Annotated in this window: 14 protein-coding genes and 1 pseudogene; 8 read left to right on the top strand and 7 right to left on the bottom strand. The window is 68.4% G+C overall.

Translation table 11 applies throughout. The features are described from left to right. Positions 1 to 10: 10 nt before the first annotated feature. A complete protein-coding gene (locus ACFYRY_RS39675; RefSeq protein WP_389157394.1) occupies positions 11 to 1,444 on the top strand; it encodes a dihydrolipoyl dehydrogenase family protein in 1,434 nt (477 codons plus the stop codon). Positions 1,445 to 1,564: 120 nt separating this feature from the next. Here ACFYRY_RS39675 and ACFYRY_RS39680 read toward each other — a convergent pair whose 3' ends face one another. Beyond that, positions 1,565 to 2,326 (bottom strand): SDR family oxidoreductase, encoded by a 762-nt coding sequence (locus ACFYRY_RS39680; protein WP_389157397.1) that lies wholly within the window; start codon positions 2,324 to 2,326, stop codon positions 1,565 to 1,567. Positions 2,327 to 2,514: 188 nt separating this feature from the next. On the opposite strand from ACFYRY_RS39680, the gene ACFYRY_RS39685 reads away from it, so the two are divergent. After that, positions 2,515 to 3,387 carry a helix-turn-helix transcriptional regulator gene (locus ACFYRY_RS39685; protein ID WP_389157400.1) on the top strand — a complete coding sequence of 291 codons (873 nt, stop codon included), beginning with the start codon at positions 2,515 to 2,517 and terminating at the stop codon, positions 3,385 to 3,387. Positions 3,388 to 3,460: 73 nt separating this feature from the next. Here ACFYRY_RS39685 and map read toward each other — a convergent pair whose 3' ends face one another. The 3 genes from map to ACFYRY_RS39700 all read right to left on the bottom strand — a co-directional run bounded on the left by map (position 3,461) and on the right by ACFYRY_RS39700 (position 6,039). Then, the gene (map, locus tag ACFYRY_RS39690) at positions 3,461 to 4,228 is read right to left on the bottom strand and encodes a type I methionyl aminopeptidase (RefSeq protein ID WP_389157403.1); all 768 of its coding nucleotides are present in this window, start codon (positions 4,226 to 4,228) and stop codon (positions 3,461 to 3,463) included. Between the two features lie 182 nt (positions 4,229 to 4,410). After that, a complete protein-coding gene (locus ACFYRY_RS39695; protein WP_389157405.1) occupies positions 4,411 to 5,400 on the bottom strand; it encodes an aldo/keto reductase in 990 nt (329 codons plus the stop codon). Positions 5,401 to 5,451: 51 nt separating this feature from the next. Next, positions 5,452 to 6,039, bottom strand: coding sequence for a flavodoxin family protein (locus ACFYRY_RS39700; RefSeq protein WP_389157408.1), 588 nt, complete (start codon positions 6,037 to 6,039; stop codon positions 5,452 to 5,454). 240 nt (positions 6,040 to 6,279) lie between these two features. On the opposite strand from ACFYRY_RS39700, the gene ACFYRY_RS39705 reads away from it, so the two are divergent. Next, positions 6,280 to 7,011, top strand: coding sequence for a TetR/AcrR family transcriptional regulator (locus ACFYRY_RS39705; protein ID WP_389157411.1), 732 nt, complete (start codon positions 6,280 to 6,282; stop codon positions 7,009 to 7,011). Between the two features lie 102 nt (positions 7,012 to 7,113). On the opposite strand, the gene ACFYRY_RS39710 is transcribed toward ACFYRY_RS39705, so the two are convergent. Beyond that, positions 7,114 to 7,689 carry a TetR/AcrR family transcriptional regulator gene (locus ACFYRY_RS39710; RefSeq protein ID WP_389157414.1) on the bottom strand — a complete coding sequence of 192 codons (576 nt, stop codon included), beginning with the start codon at positions 7,687 to 7,689 and terminating at the stop codon, positions 7,114 to 7,116. 74 nt (positions 7,690 to 7,763) lie between these two features. Between ACFYRY_RS39710 and ACFYRY_RS39715 the strand changes: the two genes are divergently transcribed. After that, the gene (locus tag ACFYRY_RS39715) at positions 7,764 to 8,849 is read left to right on the top strand and encodes a zinc-binding dehydrogenase (RefSeq protein WP_389157417.1); all 1,086 of its coding nucleotides are present in this window, start codon (positions 7,764 to 7,766) and stop codon (positions 8,847 to 8,849) included. Between the two features lie 189 nt (positions 8,850 to 9,038). Here the strand turns inward: ACFYRY_RS39715 and ACFYRY_RS39720 are convergent, their stop codons facing one another. Then, positions 9,039 to 9,686 carry a peptide deformylase gene (locus tag ACFYRY_RS39720; RefSeq protein ID WP_389157420.1) on the bottom strand — a complete coding sequence of 216 codons (648 nt, stop codon included), beginning with the start codon at positions 9,684 to 9,686 and terminating at the stop codon, positions 9,039 to 9,041. Positions 9,687 to 9,834: 148 nt separating this feature from the next. On the opposite strand from ACFYRY_RS39720, the gene ACFYRY_RS39725 reads away from it, so the two are divergent. Beyond that, positions 9,835 to 11,277, top strand: a complete 1,443-nt coding sequence (locus tag ACFYRY_RS39725; protein ID WP_389157423.1) for a PepSY-associated TM helix domain-containing protein — start codon at positions 9,835 to 9,837, stop codon at positions 11,275 to 11,277. A gap of 62 nt (positions 11,278 to 11,339) precedes the next feature. Here ACFYRY_RS39725 and ACFYRY_RS39730 read toward each other — a convergent pair whose 3' ends face one another. Next, entirely contained in the window at positions 11,340 to 11,687 is a 348-nt protein-coding gene (locus ACFYRY_RS39730) for a tetratricopeptide repeat protein (RefSeq protein ID WP_389157426.1), read from the bottom strand. Between the two features lie 147 nt (positions 11,688 to 11,834). Here ACFYRY_RS39730 and ACFYRY_RS39735 point away from each other — a divergent pair, with 147 nt between their 5' ends. The 3 genes and pseudogenes from ACFYRY_RS39735 to ACFYRY_RS39745 form a co-directional block, all read left to right on the top strand. Beyond that, positions 11,835 to 12,800 carry a pirin family protein gene (locus tag ACFYRY_RS39735; protein WP_389157429.1) on the top strand — a complete coding sequence of 322 codons (966 nt, stop codon included), beginning with the start codon at positions 11,835 to 11,837 and terminating at the stop codon, positions 12,798 to 12,800. Positions 12,801 to 14,376: 1,576 nt separating this feature from the next. After that, positions 14,377 to 18,462, top strand: a complete 4,086-nt coding sequence (locus ACFYRY_RS39740) for a hypothetical protein (protein ID WP_389157432.1) — start codon at positions 14,377 to 14,379, stop codon at positions 18,460 to 18,462. A gap of 450 nt (positions 18,463 to 18,912) precedes the next feature. Continuing rightward, a pseudogene (locus ACFYRY_RS39745) lies at positions 18,913 to 19,176 on the top strand (transposase); the annotation flags it as partial. Between the last annotated feature and the right edge of the window lie 92 nt (positions 19,177 to 19,268).

The raw sequence follows: 19,268 nt of genomic DNA on the forward strand, positions 1-19,268 counted from the left end.
GACTGGCCCCATGACGGAAACGGAATCCATCGCCTACGACGTTGTGGTGCTCGGTGCCGGACCCGTGGGGGAGAACGTCGCCGACCGCACCCGTGCGGCCGGCCTCTCCACCGCGGTCGTGGAGAGCGAACTGATCGGCGGCGAGTGCTCGTACTGGGCGTGCATGCCCAGCAAGGCCCTGCTGCGCCCGGTCATCGCCCGCGCCGACGCCCGCCGCGTCCCCGGTCTGCGCCAGTCGGTACAGGGCCCCCTCGACGCGTCGGCCATCCTCGCCCACCGTGACTACTACACCTCGCACTGGAAGGACGACGGCCAGGTCCAATGGCTGGAGAGCATCGGCGCCGACATCTACCGCGGCCACGGCCGCCTCTCCGGACCGCGCACGGTCACGGTCACCGGCCCCGACGGTGAGCGGCACGTGCTCACCGCCCGGCACGCCGTGGCGGTCTGCACCGGCACTCGCGCGGTCCTGCCCGACCTGCCGGGAATCGCCGAAGTCAGGCCCTGGACCAGCCGGGAGGCCACCAGCGCGCAGGCGGTGCCCGGCCGCCTGATCGTGGTCGGCGGGGGAGTCGTCGCCACCGAGATGGCCACCGTCTGGCAGGCCCTCGGCTCGCAGGTCACCCTCCTCGTCCGCGGCAAGGGCCTGCTGAACCGCATGGAGCCCTTCGCCGGTGAGCTGGTCACGGAGGGCCTCGCCGAGGCGGGCACCGACGTCCGCACCGGGACGTCCGTCGAGTCGGTCACCCGGGAGAACGGCACCGTCGTGGTCGTCACCAACACCGGTGACCGCATCGAGGCCGACGAGATCCTCTTCGCCACCGGACGCTCCCCGCACACCGGCGACATCGGCCTCGACACCATCGGCCTCGAACCCGGCTCCTGGCTGGACGTCGACGACAGCCTGCGCGTCACCGGCAGCGAGTGGCTCTACGCCGTCGGCGACGTCAACCACCGTGCGCTGCTGACCCACCAGGGCAAGTACCAGGCCCGCATCGCGGGCGCCGCGATCGCCGCCCGCGCGTCGGGCGTCCCCATCCTGGAATCCGACCCCTGGGGCGCCCACGCGGCCACCGCCGACCACGCCGCCGTCCCCCAGGTCGTCTTCACCGACCCCGAGGCGGCCGCCGTGGGCCTCTCCCTCGCCGAGGCGGAAGCGGCCGGCCACCGTGTCCGCGCCGTCGACTACGACCTCGCCTCGGTCTCCGGCGCCGGACTCTACGCCGACGGTTACCGGGGCCGCGCCCGCATGATCGTCGACCTGGAACGCGAGGTCCTCCTCGGCGTCACCTTCGTCGGACCCGGCGTCGGTGAACTCATCCACTCCGCGACGATCGCGGTCGCCGGTCAGGTCCCGATCAGCCGGCTGTGGCACGCGGTGCCCTCGTATCCGACGATCAGCGAGGTGTGGTTGCGGTTGTTGGAGGCCTATCGCGACAACTGACGCCGCTCGCCCGCTCGGAGGCGGTCCCGCCGGACGCGGGGCCGCCTCGGACGCGGAGGGTGCCGGGCGGACTCCAGGACAGCCCGGCTGCGAAGACTTCCCGGGCAACGCCGGGAGATGTCAGCCTTGGCGGCCGGGGAGCATGGCCAGGGCCTGGGAGCGCTTGGCGACGAGGTCGTCGTAGGTGCCGTCGCGCTCGGCCCAGCGGTGCATGAGAACCCGCTCGACCAGGATCTCGTCAGGGGTGGGGTTCTGCGAGAGCAACTGCATGACCTCGGCGGCGAAGTCGTCGAGCGGCAGCGCCTGCGGATTCACTTTCTCCTGCCCTGCCGTGGCGACGGCCGGGGGGACGAGTTCGACGACGCTGACGCCGGTGCCGTCCAGTTGCGCACGCAGTGCCTCGGAGTAGGCGTGCACCGCGGCTTTCGAGGCGGCGTAGGTGGGCATGGGCGGGAACGGCAGGAAGGCGATGCCGGAGGTGACGGTCATGAAGGTGCCGGCGCCGCGTTGGACCAGGTGCGGGGTGAAGGCGTCGACGACCCTGATGGTGCCGACCAGGTTGGTGTCGATCGTCGTCTGTGCCGCCTCGAAGTGCGCCGGGTCGCGGAGGTCCTCCAGGAGCATGACGCCAGGCATGGTCACCACGGTGTCCAGCTCCGGGTACCGGACGAGTACGGCGTCGCGGGCACGCGCGACGGAGGCACCGTCGGTGACATCGATGGCGAATGTGCCGATGCCTTCGTCGGAGAGTTCCGAGAGTGCCTCCGCGCTGCGACCGCCGACGGCCACGGTGCTGCCCGCGGCGGCGAACCGCCGGGCCAACTCCCGGCCGATGCCGGACGTTCCGCCGACGATGAGAACGGTGCGGTTGGAGAGATCCACGAGGTCTTTCCTTCAGTTCGGAGCACCACGGCGTTCGAACCCGCGGCGCTGCTCAGCGATGATCTCTGTCCTTCTCAACAGTGATATCGCCAGTCTTGACCGGCTCCGCCGAGTGCGGCAGGGCCCCCGTCTTCCCTGGTCCTGCCAGGGCCCCCCTTGAGACGCACGCACCGCATTACGGTGGTGTGGTGAAGGATGAACCAGCGGACAACCAACTCGGCAGCTACCTTCGCGCCCGGCGTGAGCTGATCTCCCCGGCACAGGCAGGGCTCCCGCCCGGCGGCAACCGCCGCGTACCCGGACTGCGCCGTGAGGAAGTCGCCCTGCTCGCCGGAATCAGCCCCGACTACTACCTGCGCCTGGAACGGGGCCGCGACAAGAACCCCTCACCTCAGGTCCTCGAATCACTCGCGCGCGTCCTGAACCTCGACGACGTCGAGCGGACCTATCTGCTCGGCCTCGCGGCAGCACGCCCCAGGGCACCGCGCCGCAAGCGACCCGAGCACGTACCGGCACGGGTGCACCAACTCCTCGCCCACCTTCAGATCCCCGCGTTCGTCGAAGGGCGCGCCTTCGACGTACTGGCCTCCAATCCCATGGCCGTCGCCCTCTCCCCCCGTCTGCGGCCCGGCGAGAACCGGCTTCGTTCGCTCCTCCTCGATCCGGAGGAACAAGCCTTCCAGCAGGACTGGGCGAAAGCCACCGCCGACTTCGTCGCCGCTCTTCGCACCACCATCGGGGACGACACCCGCAACCCCCGGTTCGTCGAACTTGTCGGAGAGCTCGCACTGTCCAGCCAGCGGTTCCGCACTCTGTGGGCCCGACACGACGTCCGCAACCTCGACGGAGGCACCACCACCGTCGACCACCCCGTCGTCGGTGAACTACGGCTCCACCGCGACAAACTCCCCATCGACGACGTCATCCTCGTTGTCTACTACCCCGACAAGGACAGCGACAGCGACGAGAAGTTGCACCTTCTGGCCGCGCTCTCACACACCGAGTCCACCGACACAGCACACAGCAGGCCGGCTGACACCCCCCGCCCGAAGACACCCTGACGAACACTGGCTGTCTGTAAGCGGCATGTTCGCCGCCCGGGAACGTCTTTCAGCCTGCTGGGTGTGGGCTCCCTTACGCGCGGGTGAGGATTTCGGCTCCGTTGTCGGTGATGGCGATGGTGTGCTCGCTGTGCGCGGTCCGGCAGCCCGTCGCGCTCCGCAGCGTCCAACCGTCGGCGTCGGTGACGAGTGTGGCGGTGTCGGTCATGATCCAGGGCTCCAGGGCGAGCAGCAGTCCGGGGCGCAGTGTGTATCCGCGGCCGGGCCGTCCGCTGTTCGCGACGTGTGGGTCCTGGTGCATGGTCGAGCCGATGCCGTGGCCTCCGAACTCGGTGTTGATCGGGTAGCCCGCCTTGCTGAGGACCGTGCCGATGGCGTGGGAGAGGTCGCCGATGCGCGCTCCAGGTTTGGCGGCGGCGATGCCGGCGGCGAGGGCACGTTCGGTCGTCTCGATCAACGCGACGCTCTCCGCCGGTCTGGCCTTGCCCACCAGAAAGCTGATCGCGGCGTCCGCGGCCACCCCACCCGTGGCCACGGCGAGGTCGAGAGTCAGCAGATCCCCGTCTGCCAGCGCGTAGTTGTGAGGCCGCCCGTGGAGCACCGCGTCGTTGACGGCCGTGCAGATGTAGTGCCCGAACGGGCCGCGCCCGAAGGAAGGCGCGTAGTCGACGTAGCAGGACTGCGCCCCCGCCTCGGTGATCATCTCCTTGGCCCACTGGTCGATGTCCAGCAGATTCGTCCCGACCGTGCTGCGCTGCTTCAGCGTCTGCAAGATGTTTCCGACCAGGGCGCCGGTCTCCCTCGCACGCTCAAGCCGCACGGAGTTCAGGATCTCGATCATGGGGACCTCTCATGTACGTCCAATAACTATCCCGGTATAACTGTACCGGTATGAGAATGGGCGGCATGGCCATGGGCCCACCAGATCGCCGCCCGGTGTCGGCCGGACGCGGCCCTTTGGGCCGCATCTCGGCCGCACCCTCACCGGAGCCGACCTGAGTGGCGTCTGTCCCGGGGCGGATCTCAGATCCAGGTGGGCACCTGTCCCTCGGCGTAGCGGGCGCCGAAGCCGCCGTGGGGCAGGATCTCGTCGATGGCCTTGAGGTCGGTGTCGGTGAGGGTGAGGTCGGCGGCACCGGCGTTTTCCTCGATGCGCTTCGGGCTGCGGGTACCGGGGATGGGCACGACGTGCTCGCCCCGGGTCAGGAGCCAGGCCAGGGCGAGTTGGGAGACGGTGGCCCCCTTGGTCGCCGCGAGGTCGGCGAGCCGGTCGACAGCTTCGACGTTCTTCTCGAAGTTGCCCGGCTGCCAGCGCGGGTCGACGGTGCGTATGTCGGTGGCCTCGTACTGGCCGGCGGGCTTGGCGGTGCCGGTGATGAACCCGCGGCCGAGGGGGGAGTAGGCGACGAAGCCGACGCCGAGTTCATCCAGGGTGGGGAAGAGCTTCTCGGCGTCCCGTTCGAACAGGGAGTACTCCGTCTGCAGGACGGAGACCGGCTGCACGGCGTGCGCCCTGCGGATCGTCTCGGGTCCGGCCTCGCTGAGGCCGAAGTACTTCACCTTGCCCGCGTCGATCAGCTCCTTGACGGTGCCCGCGACCTCCTCGATGGGCACCTCCGGGTCGACGCGGTGCTGGTAGAAGACGTCGATGTGCTCCACGCCGAGGTAGCGCAGGCTGTTGTCGGCGACCTTGCGGATGTTGTCGGGCCGGCTGTTGAGAGCGCCGCCGATCTGCTCCGGAGGCACCGACATGTCGACACCGAACTTGGTGGCCAGGACCACGTCTTCGCGGAAGTCCCGGACCGCCTTGCCGACCAGGATCTCGTTGGATCCGGTGCCCCAGCCGTACATCTCGGCGGTGTCGAAGAAGGTGACGCCCAGGTCGTGGGCGCGGCGGAGGGCGGCGACGCCGGCCTCCTCGTCGGTGGGTCCGTAGGCCATCGTCAGGCCCATCGCGCCGTAGCCGAGCGCCGAGACCTCGAGGCCCTGGCTCCCCAGTGTCCGGTTCTGCATGGTGCACTCCTCCGAAACAAACTGAAAGGTGATTCTGGGCGGGCCGCTGTGTCAGTGCGTTGCGGCGGCCAGCCCGGCGCGGTGGATGCGGGTGTGCTCGGCGACGCGCCGGCCGAGGTGGCGGGCGGTGTTCAGGTCCGCGTCGTGGACCGCGGGGGTGTCGTTGAAGCTTTGCGCGCCGGCGCCGAGGTAGAAGCCGAGGCGGTTGTCGTCCTGAGGGCTGGAGGTGGTGGTGTTCCAGCCCGGCAGGAGACCCAGGCTCACCCAGAGCATTCCGTGCTGGGCCGCCAGGAGCGAGAGGTACTGCAGGGTGTGCAGCTTGTCGCCGCTCATGGAGCCGGAGTTGGTGAATCCCGCCGCGAGCTTGTCGCTCCAGGCGCGGGTCATCCACCGCTTGCTGCTGGCCTCGGCGAAGGCGTGGAACGCCCCCGACGCGGTACCCATGTAGGTGGGGGTACCGAAGATGATGGCGTCCGCGGCGTCCATCAGTTCCCAGTCGGCATCGCCGAGAGAGGCGACGTCCACGCCGTGGACGTGCGTTCCGGCGATCGAGCGTGCGCCGTCGGCCACGGCCGTGGCGATCTGCGCGGTGTGGCCGTAGCCGGAATGCGACGCGATGACGATCGAGATGTCGGACACGATTGTTCCTCTCCTGCCGCGATGGCGGCGTGTTCGGTGGTGGTGCCGGCGGACGATGAGCCGCCCGCCGCGGCTGTCGGCCGCACTGCTCCACGCGGGGGACCGGCAACCCCGACCGGGTGTGGCGCATGCCCGGGTGTCGCGGGCCGAACGCCGACCACCATCAGTATGGATCGATGTTCCGCTTTGAACCGTAGCACCGATAAGGCGGCGATACGAAAAATGGGATAGCGTTGTTCCGTGAACGAGGGACGACGCGCCGTGCGGCGCCAGGTGCTGCAGGTGGCAGCCAAGCTGTTGGAGGAGGGTGGCAGCGAGGCGGTCTCCACCCGCGCTGTCGCCGCGGCCGCGGGTGTCACGGCCCCCGCGCTCTACCGGATGTTCGACGACAAGGACGGACTCCTGGCCGAGCTGGCCGCCTACGGGTTCGAGATGTACCTGGCCGAGAAGCGGGAGGCACTGGCGCTGACCCCCGACGACCCGGTGGCCGACCTCTATCGCGGCTGGGACCTGCACGTCGACTTCGGACTGCGGCACCCCGCGTTCTACATGCTCATGTACGGCACTGTGCGCCCCGGGCGGCGGCCCCCGGCCGCGGACGAGGCGCACGCCCTGCTGGTGACACTGCTGGGCCGGGCGGCCGACGCCGGTCGCCTTCGGGTTCCGGTGGAGCAGGCGACCCGCGTCATCCACGCGGCGACGACGGGTGCCACGCTGGCGCTGATCGGCGAGAAGTCCTCGGAGCGGGACCTGGCCACTTCGGCACGGCTGCGGGACACCGTCATCGCCTCCGTCACCACGGACTCGCCGGCCTCCTCATCCGGGTCGGACCTGGCCTCGCGCGCACTCGCCCTCGATGCCGCACTTCACACCGCGCTCACCACCGGGCCCCCGGCTGCGGGCGCAGGAGTACCTCTGCGGGCCACGGAGACGGCGCTGCTGCGCGAATGGCTCCACCAGCTGGCGGGCTGAACCCACCGCCTGCTCCGCCGGCGTCACGATCCTCCGTCGTGCGATCGCGGGCACCGGGCGCCGCCCAGTGTGGCCGAGCGGCAGCACCTTGCCGAAAACGCTCTAGTGGCGGGGCGATGTGCTGGCTTGAACCAGGACTCGTGCCAGGTCGATGCTCTCCGGAAGGCCGTCGAACGGGAGGGGTTGCGTGGCGACAGCACCCTCGTGCAGTACGAGGAGTTGGGTGGCGAGGGTGGCCGGGTGCGAGCAGCCCGCTGTGGTGGCGAGTTCCTTGAACAGGTTCAGCAGCCAGAGCTTCTGGTTCGCGGCGATGCGGTGTGCGGGATGCGAGGGGTCCGGGATTTCGGCGAGTGCGTTGATGAAGGCGCATCCGCGGGTGTTGGTTTCGCTCCAGGTCCGCAGTGCCTCGAAGGGGGCGGTGACGGCCTCGGTGGGAGTGTTGCTGGCGTCGACGGCGGCACGGACGAGTGAGCGCCATCGCTGGTCGCGGCCCGTGAGGTAAGTCGCCACGAGGTGGTCTTTCGAACCGAACTGGTTGTACAGGGTTCGCTTGGTCACCCCTGAGTGCTCGGCGATCAGATCCACGCCGACCGCTGTGATTCCGCGGTGGTAGAACAACTCCTCCGCTGCCGCCACGATGCGGCGGCCGGCCGACGTGATGGGTCGAGCTTCCTGCATTGCGGGTCCCTTCACTGATCGGTGTATGGTGAGAGATGTTCACAGATCAGTATACCTTCGAGGAGGTTCAAGCGATGGGTGTGTCCCAGTCCATGCGAGCGGTGCGCATCACAGGGCACGGAGGGCCGGAGGTTCTTGAGCTGACGGAGGTCGCCGTCCCCGCCCCGCGGGCGGGAGAGGTGCTGGTCCAGGTCAGTGCGGTAGCGCTGAACAACACCGACCTGTGGACCCGGGAGGGCGCCTACGGCCGTCCGGAAGACCCGAAGGCGTTGTCGGGCTGGCGAGGCCCGATCGACTTCCCGCGTATCCAGGGTGCCGACGTGGCCGGCCGCGTCGTGTCCGTCGGGACCGGAGTGGAGGCGGACCTCGTCGGACGCCGAGTGGTCGTCGACCCCGCGATCTACGACTCCGAAGGGCCCAACGCCCACCCGGTGGGCCTGATGGGGAGTGAACGCGACGGGGGATACGCCGAGTACGTGACGGCGCCGGTGGAGCGTGTGCATGACGTGACGGAATCGCCGCTCACGGACGACCAGCTCGCGACGTTGCCGACCGCCTACGGCACGGCGCTGGGCATGATCGAGCGAGGCCGGCTGCAGAAGGGGGAAACCGCCCTGGTCTCGGGCGCGTCCGGCGGCGTCGGCATCGCGCTGGTGCAGATCGCCCGTGCGCGCGGCGCAAGGGTGCTCGCCATCAGTAGCGGACCCAAGATCGATGCGGTGCGCGAAGCAGGCGCGCACGAGGTCATCGACCGATCGGGAGACGTCGCCGAGCACATCCGCACCGCCGCCCCGGAAGGCATCGACGTCGTACTCGACGTCGTGGCCGGCGAACTGGTCGGCGAGGGGCTGCCGCTGCTGCGCGAAGGGGGCCGGTGGGTCATCGCCGGCGCGCTCGGTGGCTACGGCGTGACCTTCGACGTGCGCCGCCTCTACCTGCACAACGCCCAGGTCATCGGATCCGCGATGCACACGCCCACACACTTCGACCTCCTCATGGACCTGGCCCGTCGGGCGGAGGTCCAGCCCGTCATCGCGGCGACCTTCCCACTGGACCAGGCCGCTCAGGCCCAGGAAGAACTCTCCCGCAGGGAGCATGTGGGAAAGATCGTCATGCGCCCCGGCGGCCGGGTGGCAGACGGCAGCACTCCAGGGGTGTGAAGCTCGGCGCACCCGCGAGACGGACCTTGCGTCCCATGGAGCTCCTGCTGAACAGTGATCTTGGTCGACACGGTTCTGGCAGGAGCTCCATGCCTGCTTCCGACGGCTTGACACATCATCCCCAGCGCCACCTACAGGGCGTTGGAGCTAGGGCCTGTCGTTTGGATCATCCCGGCGTCGCGGCAGGCCCTAGCCCGGCAGCCGGAAACCCAGCTCCCTCGCCGCTTCCTGGGGCGTCGGCTGCGTCCACCGCTGCGCCATCGCCTCGCTCGAGGACAGCGAACGCAACTCCGCGCGGTCGAGGTACAGGGTGCCGTCGAGGTGGTCGGTCTCGTGCTGGACGATCCGCGCGGGCCAGCCGGTGAACTGTTCGTCCAGCGCGCGGCCCCGCTCGTCCTCGCCGGTCAGCCGCACCACGGCATGCCGTGCCACCACCGCCTGCCACCCCGGCACGCTCAGGCAGCCCTCGAAGAACGCGGCACGGGCTGGGCCGACGGGCTCGTACGACGGGTTGACCAGGACCCGGAACGGCTGCGGGACCCGGCCGCGCGCCAGCCGTACCTCCTCCGGCACGGGCGCCGGATCCTCGATCACCGCGATCCGTAGCGGTACCCCCACCTGCGGCGCGGCCAGGCCCACGCCCGGTGCCGCGCGCATGGTCACCCGCAGCGCCTCGACGAAACGGGACAGCAGCGAGGGGCCCAGTTGGCCGTCGAAGCGTTCCGTGCCCCCGCGCAGCATCGGATCGCCGGCCGCGACGATGGGCAACGGGCCGTCCGTGGACAGGAGTTGCTCGACCAAGTCGGCAACGGGGGCGTTATCAAGGGGAGCTGCCATCGCGACAGCATGCCACGGCACCCTCCCGACACCCGACACTCCACTGTGACGCACGCCACTTGCGTGGCCGGGAACTCGGCGGTCCTTCCCCCCGACTACCGGACCGCCACACCCGAGAAACGTCCCCTGCCCCGGGAGAAGCCCGCCGATGTCCACCGCTCCCTCGACCTCCCCCAATCCCGACTCCGCTCGAGTGGGGGGACCCTCATCGGACGAGGCCCCTGAACGCGCCGCCCCAGCGCCGTCCCCTCGCAGTTGGACCACGCTGCGCCCGCTGGTGCTGCGCCTGCACTTCTACGCCGGCGTGCTCGTCGCCCCGTTCCTGCTGGTCGCCGCCGTCACCGGGTTCCTGTACGCAGGCTCGTTCCAGGCGGAGAAGTTCGTGTACGCCGACGAGATGACCGTCTCCGCCGTCGGAGACGCCAAGTTGCCGATATCCGAGCAGGTGGCCGCCGCCCGCGCGGCGCACCCGGAGGGCACGGTGACCGCCGTACGCCCCTCGCCGGAGAACGACGCGACGACCAGGGTGCTGCTGTCCGGCGTCCAGGGTGTCGACGCCGACCACACACTCGCCGTGTTCGTCGACCCGTACACCGCGAAGGTGCGGGGTGCGCTGGAGCAGTACGGTTCGACCGGCGCGCTGCCGCTGCGCACCTGGATCGACGAGTTCCACCGTGATCTGCACCTCGGCGAGACGGGGCGCCTCTACAGCGAGTTCGCCGCGAGCTGGCTCGGGGTGATCTCGCTCGGCGGCCTGGCGCTGTGGTTCTCCCGCCGGCGCGCCCTGCGCAGGCTGCGCGGCACCAACGGGCGGCGCCGCACCCTCAGCCGGCACGGCACCGTGGGTGCCTGGACGGCCGCCGGGTTCCTGTTCCTGTCGGCGACCGGGCTGACCTGGTCGACATACGCCGGAGCGAACATCGACGAACTGCGCACCTCCCTCGGCCAGGCCACCCCGTCCGTCTCGGCCGCGGCGGGCGGCGACCACGCGGGTCACGGCGCCTCCGCGTCGGCCGGGGACGCGGACCACGGCGTGGGCCTCGACAAGGTCCTGGCCGCCGCCCGCTCCGAAAAGCTCGGCGACCCGGTCGAGTTGGTCCCGCCCGCCGACGCCTCCTCCGCGTACGTGGTGAGGCAGGTCCAGCGCAGTTGGCCCGAGAAGCAGGACTCCGTCGCGATCGACCCGAACACCGGTGAGGTCACCGACGTCCTGCGGTTCGCGGACTACCCGCTGCTGGCGAAGCTGACCCGCTGGGGCATCGACCTGCACACCGGCTCCCTGTTCGGGCTGGTCAACCAGATCGCCCTGATGGTCCTCGCGCTCTCCCTGATCCTGCTGATCGTGTGGGGCTACCGCATGTGGTGGCAGCGCGGCCGCGGCTCCGCCTTCGGCCGACCGATCCCACGCGGCGCCTGGCAGCAGGTCCCGCCGCAGATCCTGCTCCCGTGCGTGGTGGCCATCGCCGTGGTCGGCTACTTCGTGCCGCTGCTCGGCATCCCACTGGCCGCCTTCATCGCCGTGGACGTCGTCCTCGGCGAGGTCGACCACCGACGGGGACGGCGGACACGGACGAGCGCCACCGACGGGTGATGTCTCGGGCCCGGCTCCACAGTGGAGCCGGGCCCGAGACCGGTCGGATCACGACGGTGGGATCAGAGCTGCTCGAAGTCACCCGCGAGGGCCGAGGCGAGGCGCAGGTGCGACTCCGCCTCGTCCGTCCGGCCCTGCCGCTGCAAGGTGCGGCCGAGCATCAGCCGGGCGTAGTGCTCCACCGGGTCACGCTCGACGATGACCCGCAACTCGCTCTCCGCGCGCCGCAGTTGAGCCGAGTGGTAGTAGGCACGGGCCAGCAGCAGCCGCGGTCCGGTCTGCTCCGGCACCTCCTCGACCAGCCCGCCAAGAACGCGCGCGGCGGCGGCGTAGTCCTTCGCGTCGAAGAACATCCGGGCGCGCTCCCAGCGCTCCGCCGGTGTTCCGTGGTCGTAGTACGTCATGTTCACTGCTGACCTCCTTCGCGGCCTACAACTCCACGAGATGGTCAAACATTCCACTACCCGGGAAGGGCGGTCGGGATCACCGAAGGGAGCGCCCGGCTCGGGGCTCGATGTCGGGTGACGCGGGCGCCCGCGCGGGCTAGGTTGAGCGGCATGAGCAATCTTGATCGCGAAGCGGTTCCGTCGCTGTGCGGAGGCCGCGGATTCGTGGTGGCGGAACCCGTGCGGGAGCTACTCAGTCCTCGCCACGTCAAGCTCGGCGAGTCCACCGAGGTCCGCCGTCTGCTGCCGAACCTGGGCCGGCGCATGATCGGCGCATGGTGCTTCGTGGATCACTACGGTCCGGACGACATCGCCGACGAGCCCGGCATGCAGGTGCCCCCGCATCCGCACATGGGCCTGCAGACCGTGAGCTGGCTGCACGAGGGTGAGGTGCTGCACCGCGACTCCACCGGCAGCCTCCAGACGATCCGCCCCCGCGAACTGGGCCTGATGACCTCCGGCCGGGCCATCAGCCACTCCGAGGAGAGCCCCGCGTCGCACGCGCGCCTGCTGCACGGCGCCCAACTGTGGGTCGCGCTCCCCGACACCCACCGCCACACCGAGCCGCACTTCGAACACCACGCCGACCTGCCCCGCGTCACGGCGCCCGGCCTCACGGCCACACTCGTCCTCGGCACTCTCGACGGCGCGACCTCGCCCGGCACGACGTACACCCCGATCGTCGGCGCCGACCTGGCCCTCGCCCGCGGCGCGGACGTACGCCTGCCGCTGGAGCCGGACTTCGAGTACGCCGTCCTGTCCATGTCCGGCGAGGCCCACGTGGACGGCGTGCCGCTGCTGCCGGGCTCCATGCTCTACCTCGGCTGCGGGCGCCGCGAACTCCCACTGCGCGCCGAGTCCGACGCCGGCCTGATGCTCCTCGGCGGAGAGCCCTTCGACGAAGAACTGATCATGTTCTGGAACTGGATCGGACGGTCGCAGGACGAGATCGTGCAGGCCCGTCGGGACTGGATGGAAGGGTCAAGATTCGGGGAGGTGAAGGGCTACGACGGGGACCCGCTGCCGGCCCCCGAACTGCCGCCGACGCCGCTGAAGCCGCGAGGAAGGGCCCGCTGACCTGCGGAAAGGGTGGGTTGCTCGGTGACAGGTGGGCGACTTGCCGTCGTACGTTGTCTCCTGCCCTTCGACCGCTCGCGGGAGGGTGGCGGGCGTGCTGCAGGTCCGATGTGCATTGCTAGGCCATTCCACAGTTTGGCTGTCTGTGGGCAGCTGTGGCAGGACGCTTGCTAACCCAATGCTAACTTTGCTGATGCATCGTCAGTTAGTTGCAGGGTCCACCTGCGCCAGTCGCGTGGCGTGCATCGGTGCCGGCAGCTTCGGTGGCAGCCGGACGAATGGTGACCTGGCGGGCAGTTGGGTCGCGCGCCGGTGTGGGAACTCGGTGCTCGCCGTGTCATCTTGTAGACAGTCGACAAGATTCTAGGTCTGGGGTTGCTTGCTTGCGAACGCCGCGTCTTCGCTTCCAACGCTAGTTCGTGGCCGGCGTCGATGAGCGACACTTCCGCTGGGAATCGGCTGGGTGCCCATGCCGCGTTTGGAGCCGAATATGAGGTGCCGCCCTGCTGTAATCGCTCGCACTCCGGCATGACATTGATCCTGGCCCATACCGCCCTCTGCGCCGAAGCCCGGCAGGCTGGCACAGGGCGACCCGCGCTCGCCGTGGCTGGGGTCATGGCCATCGTCCCTGAGCCGTGACGGTCCGACCTGGCGCAGGTTGTAGAGACCCGTCTGTGGGCGTCCAGTCCAGTCCAAGATGAACGCGTAATGCCAGGTCAGGGCATTCTGATCCGGGGGAGTCGACGCAGTCGGCGATAGGCGTGTGAGATCGGCGCGCGAGGAGAAGCACCGCGGGTGCGGCCCGGCGGGGCTTCTGAGTAGGTGGGTTTCAGTGTCTGCCGTGAGCACCGTGGGCGCGTTCTCCAGGTCCCTCGCTTCGCACACCTGCCGCGCCCGCAGCGGCGCGTCGGCCGTAGGCCAGATGCTTCGGCAGCTTCGGCGCTTGCGCCGCGGGCGGCTGCGGATCGGACAGCTCCAGCAGTGTCTTGCGGGTGAGACCTCCTCGGATGCCCGGCCGAGCTCGTCCAGCCGTGACGACGGCGTGCTTGAAGCCCTGGTCGACCAGGGTCTTCTCCGCGGTGTCGGTGTCCGCGGCGACCTTGTCCAGCAGCGCGAATGCATCAAGGCCGACATGGTCAGGTCGCGACGAGTTGAGCTGTTAGGTGGAGCGCGTGGGATGTCGCCGAGGCCGACAGTCCGAACCGCTGTCCTCGAATTTGATGTGTTTCCGATGACGCACCACGTTGAGTGTGCGAGGTAGACGGGAAGTGCGGCAGTGGGTTCTTGCTCTGCTGGCCGGTGGACTGCCGTTCGGTGAAGGGAGGGTGTCAGTGGCGCCTCCTAGGGTGTGAGTGCTGCGTCGGGCGGTGTCGTATCGCTGGGAATCGTTGGGGAGTGGCGCGTCATGGAGTGGCCGTGTCTGCCGTGGAAGCGGCGGGTTTTCCCGCTGGGGGAGCCCTTGGAGTCGGATCGCTATGGCTGGCCGCAGGCGTCCTTGTTTTCTGGCGCGGTTCCTGGACGGCCGCTGGCTGTCGAGCGAGGGGTACCTGTACTCGTCCTGCGGGGTGAGTGGGGCATGGGCAAGTCGTACGCGTTCGAGCAGGAACAGCGTGACCTTGAGGCCGCGGGTCTTCCTGTGCAGCGGCTCGATCTGGGTAAGTGCGGTACAGACGCGGCTCGCGCTGTGGCGAAGCTGGCCGCGGTGTTCCAGATGCCGACCGGCGCGACCGAGTGGCACGTGCTCCTGGACGGCCTGGACGAAGGGCTTGACAACCTGCTGGAGCTGGAGCAATTGCTCATTGAGCAGGTGGAAGGTCTGGAGGATGAGGCTCGGAGGACGCTGCGCCTGCGTATCAGTTGCCGCACGGCTCGATGGCCGCCCGGGTTGCAAACAGAACTGTGCCGGCTTTGGGCCGCGGACCAAGTGGTGATGGTCGGTCTAGCGCCGCTCTCGCGGGACGATGTCACTCTGGCCGCTCGCGCCGTTCATTTGGAAGACCCAGCCGCCTTCTCACGCCTGGTCCAGCAGCGCGGCTTGGTAGCGCTGGCTATCCATCCGATGACGTTGCGGCAGATGCTGACCAGCTACACGAGTCGTGGAACACTCCCCGCCGCGACTGCTGAGGCGTACAGCGAGGCGTGCCTGCACTTGTGCAAGGAGACCCGCCGCCCTAAGCGGGCGGAGATCCGGCGCACCCAGGCATCAGCCGAGAACCTGTTCGCCGTTGCCACACGGGTTGCGGCCGCGTTGCAGTTCGGTCCCTATGTCGCATTGGCGGACGGAGCGCCCTCGGACGGGGGGACTACTGTCGACGACCTCGAACTGTCCCGCCTGGCCCCAGGCGATGAGCCCGGCCACCTCGGGAGTCCCGTTCCGTGCACGATGAACGAGCTGAGCCAGTTGACCGAGTCGAGTCTGCTGAGGCCACTGGGCGACTACCGCTGGGAGTTCGCGCACATGAGCTACCAGGAGTTCCTCGCCGCCGAGTTCCTGCGCCGCCGTGACATCCAGGCAGCTGTGGAACGGGAGCTGCTGTGGATCGGCGACGGGACGTCCCGGCACATCCTTCCCGCGCATCAGGAGGTTGCTGCCTGGCGTAGCGACACGAGCACAACGGTGTTCGAAGACCTGCTCCGGGACGATCCGCTGGTCCTGCTCCTCGCCGACTTGGCCCGGCGAACGGACCGCGATCGGGCCCGCGTGGTTGATGCCCTCCTCACCCTGCTCAAGAGTGACGACACCGTCAGGATCGACAGCGCCTCACTTCACCGCCTGGACCACCCTCAGCTGGCGGAACAGCTACGCCCGTACCTCAAAGCCACGACAGAGGTGAACCTCCTCTACGGAGTGGTCCGCATCGCCCGGGCATGCCGCCGGCCCGAGCTGAGCGCAGAATTGCTAATCCTCGCCGAAGACCGAGACGCCCATGCCGAGGTACGGGTGGCGGCCCTGACTGGGATCAGCGCGCCGCAAGCCGAAGAAGTCCAGCGCATCCGTGCCTTGAGCAAGGACGAGTCCCCCGAGGTCGTCGCTGCGGCGATCCGACAGTTGTGGCCAACCCACATCACACTGGCCGAGTTCTTGAGCAGTGTGCGCGACCCGGATCCACACCTGATCGGCCGCGCTTACATGCTGCGCCGCGAAATCCCGGAGCTCATCAACGTGCCGGAGCTGGATGAAGCCATCACCTGGGCCCGTGACACCCTTTGCGAGTCGGAGGACAGTCGAAGCCGTGCTCTTGCGGTGTCCCTTCTCGGCCGTGGCATCACTCTCGCCGGTCAGGAACCGCTATCCGACGCCGTGCTGTCCAAAGTGACGGAAGCCTTGCTGGGGCTCGCCGGGCAGCATGAACTCCTCTTCACCCAGGACCTGCACACCCCATTGCAGGATCTGGCAAAGGCATTGGGCCGGCAGACTCAGACCAGGCGCAGCCTTGCGGAACTGCTGATCACACGTGCCAGCGCAGAGCAATTCCTCGCATTGCACGTGGGCAGGGTCGTCGGAGGCTTGCTTCCTTCGGCCGATGCCCTGTACTGGATGGAGCACTGGGACCTGCTGTCTGCCGCCGATGAGCAAGTCTCGCGCCTGGCTGTTGCATTCCCGCCTCCCGAGGAGCGGACAGTGCTGGAACGGGCTCAGGCCGCCCGAGCCTCTCATCCGACTCTGCGCGCCGCCACCGCATTCTGGGACAACCCGCTAGCGGAGTCGCCGTGGGAGCGAGAGCACCGAGAGCTCCGAGAGGCGGAGCGCCGACGGAACACCTACAGCGAATCCGCCCTTCGCATGGCGCTCGATGCCGTCCTCACCACTGAGCCGGATCAGCTACGGAGCGCCTGGGCGCAGGTTGTGAGCGAGCTGCACCACACAGCAGACGGTTCCCCCGCCAACTGGGAAGGCTCATGGCTTGCTGCAGTAACCGAGGCGCCGTGCCGGCCGTCGGCTGGCACCCATCTGGACGGCCTCCTCTCGCAGGCCGCCCTGCATGTGCTGAGTTGGGTCTCGCCCCTGACCGCCGAGAACCTGGTGCCCTACGGCGCCATCGACTTTCGTATCGCCCCCGAACTCACGGCACTCGCCCTGGTCGATGACCTGTCAAGCGTCCCGCCCCAGCCCGCGAGATGGGCTGGATGGACCGTCGCCCTGGCCACCATCTACCCCAGCCCTGGTGTACACGACACTCATCGACGACTGCTACGCATCTGCGGACAAAGGGCCGAAGCAGCACTCTTCGGTCTGGTCACAGCAGTCCTTGACTGCGTCCACGACGACGTTGCCCGGACCATCGCTCGTACCTGCGCAGAACTGCCGTTGGACAGCGCGCGTCCAGCCCTGCACAGCTGGGCCAGGCACCCGGACCGACGCCCAGAACAGTGGCAGGCCGTTCTGAGCGAACTCGCGGTCCACAGGGATGCGGAAGCGTCGCTCCAACTAGCCGCCGTGCTCGCCGACAACCCAGCCGATCACGCACCCCACTCACCAGAGCACGTCCGATGGATGCTTGCGGCCGTCGCCCTTCTGCACCTCACGACCTTGCCGATCGTCTGGCCGCTGATCCGTCGTCGCCTTGATGACCCAGTCATCCTTGATGCTTTCCTTCACGGGCTGACACGGATGCCCGCTCCGTCCGGCAGTTGGCCGAATGCCGTCGCCTTGCTCCCTGAACGCGACGTAGCGGACTTCTACCGGTTGCTCGTCGACCAGATCGGGATCGACACCGTCGTCAACCAGCCCCTGCAATCCGGCTTCGTCGGCGACGATGACCGGCTGCGCGACATGGCCCGCACCCTGCCGAACGTCCTTGTCCACAAAGGCACCTTGGAAGCCGCCACCGTACTGCGTGCGCTCTCCGAGGAGTACCCCGGAATCTGGCAACTGCGTGTAGACGCCCGCGCCGCCACACGTACAGCCGCCGCCCGATACGCCCAACCTATCGAACCCGAGCAGCTGATCCGCCTCGCCGATACCGCCCAGCTGCGCTGGATCGCGGACGAGCGGCACTTGCTCGACATCGTCCTCGAATCACTTGATCGCTTCGCGAAGGCACTCCATCGCCCCAACGGGCTGATTGTCGCCCTGTGGAATCGTGCACGAGCCGGTGTGAATCACACCGAATGGTGGCCGTGTTGGGAAGAAGACTTCAGTGACATCGTCGCAAGCTTTCTCCTGCAGGACATCGGCGGTCACCGAGTCGTGATCAACCGTGAGGTCCAAGTACGCCGTCCAGGCTTTCCCGGTCTACGGACAGACATCCAGATCGAGGCACCTGCTCTCGAGGGGGCGGGGAACGATCCGATCAAAGTCGTCATCGAATGCAAGGGCTGTTGGAACGACTCGCTTGATACGGCACTGGCCAATCAACTCGTAGCCGGATACCTCCAAGCCCCCAGGACTGCTGGGGTCTTCCTCACGGCGTACTTTCACTGTGATCGGTGGGGTGTCGCAAAACAACGCAAATGCCCAGCCGTTGGCCATAGCCTGGCCGAAGTGAGGCAGTACCAAGAGAAGGAGGCGGAGGCGCAGCGACAGAAGGAGGACGTGTCAGTCATTGCCGTGACGCTTGACTGCGCCCTCCCTGCCAGTGGTGAGGGCTGGCGCTCGGCTGCGTTGGCTCCGGCCCGGTCTGCTGAAGAGCTTCAGGCACGGGAACGGAACTCCATTTGACTGATTTCCGGTGACGCATCATGTGGAGTGCGTTGCCATCCTTGAACCGGCCGCGAAGGGCTCCTGACCCGCGGTTTTGCCCGATCGCATCATGTGCGGTGTGGGCGTTACGGGCGATAACTTGACGCTGAAATTAAGCTCATTTGACGCTCGTTCTGATGGGATGCCAGGAGCATTGTCGGGAAGGTCGGACCCTGTCAAGGTGGCAAGCACAGATGGGGCGACGAGGGCAGGCGACGCTGAGTGTAGACCGACTGAGCCCTGCTGGTCAGATGCTCCGGAAGAGACCAGCGGGCGCGGTGACCTGCTGCGATGGACGGTTGCAGGTAGCGGACCTACAGGAACGCCTTTGGGCTGTTTCACGCGCTTTACAACGGCTAACACAATGAGGTGGATCGGCGCTGATGGCCGTTGCCGACAGGGCAGTTGAGCGTTCGGTCTGGCGTGGGGATGTCGCCGTGGATCGTGTCGGATGAGCTGTGGGACCGCTTGGAGCCGCTGCTGCCGCAGCGTAAGCGCCGCTACCGGTATCCGGGCCGCAAGCCCTTGCCGGACCGGGAGGTGCTGTGCGGGATCCTCTACGTGCTGCACACCGGGATCCAATGGGAGTACCTGCCCCAGGAGCTTGGCTTCGGCTCAGGCATGACGTGCTGGCGACGTCTTCGGGACTGGAACGAAGCCGGCGTGTGGCAGCTGTTGCACGAGGTCCTGCTAGTGCCGCATCAAGCTTCGTTCGCCCTGTCGTGATGTGTCGCCCAGTTGCTGCGTCGGGAAGTCCCAGAGGGCCAGAATGATCACGTGGCTGA

The organism is Streptomyces sp. NPDC005263 (assembly GCF_042872365.1).
In the GTDB taxonomy this organism is placed as follows: Bacteria; Actinomycetota; Actinomycetes; order Streptomycetales; family Streptomycetaceae; genus Streptomyces.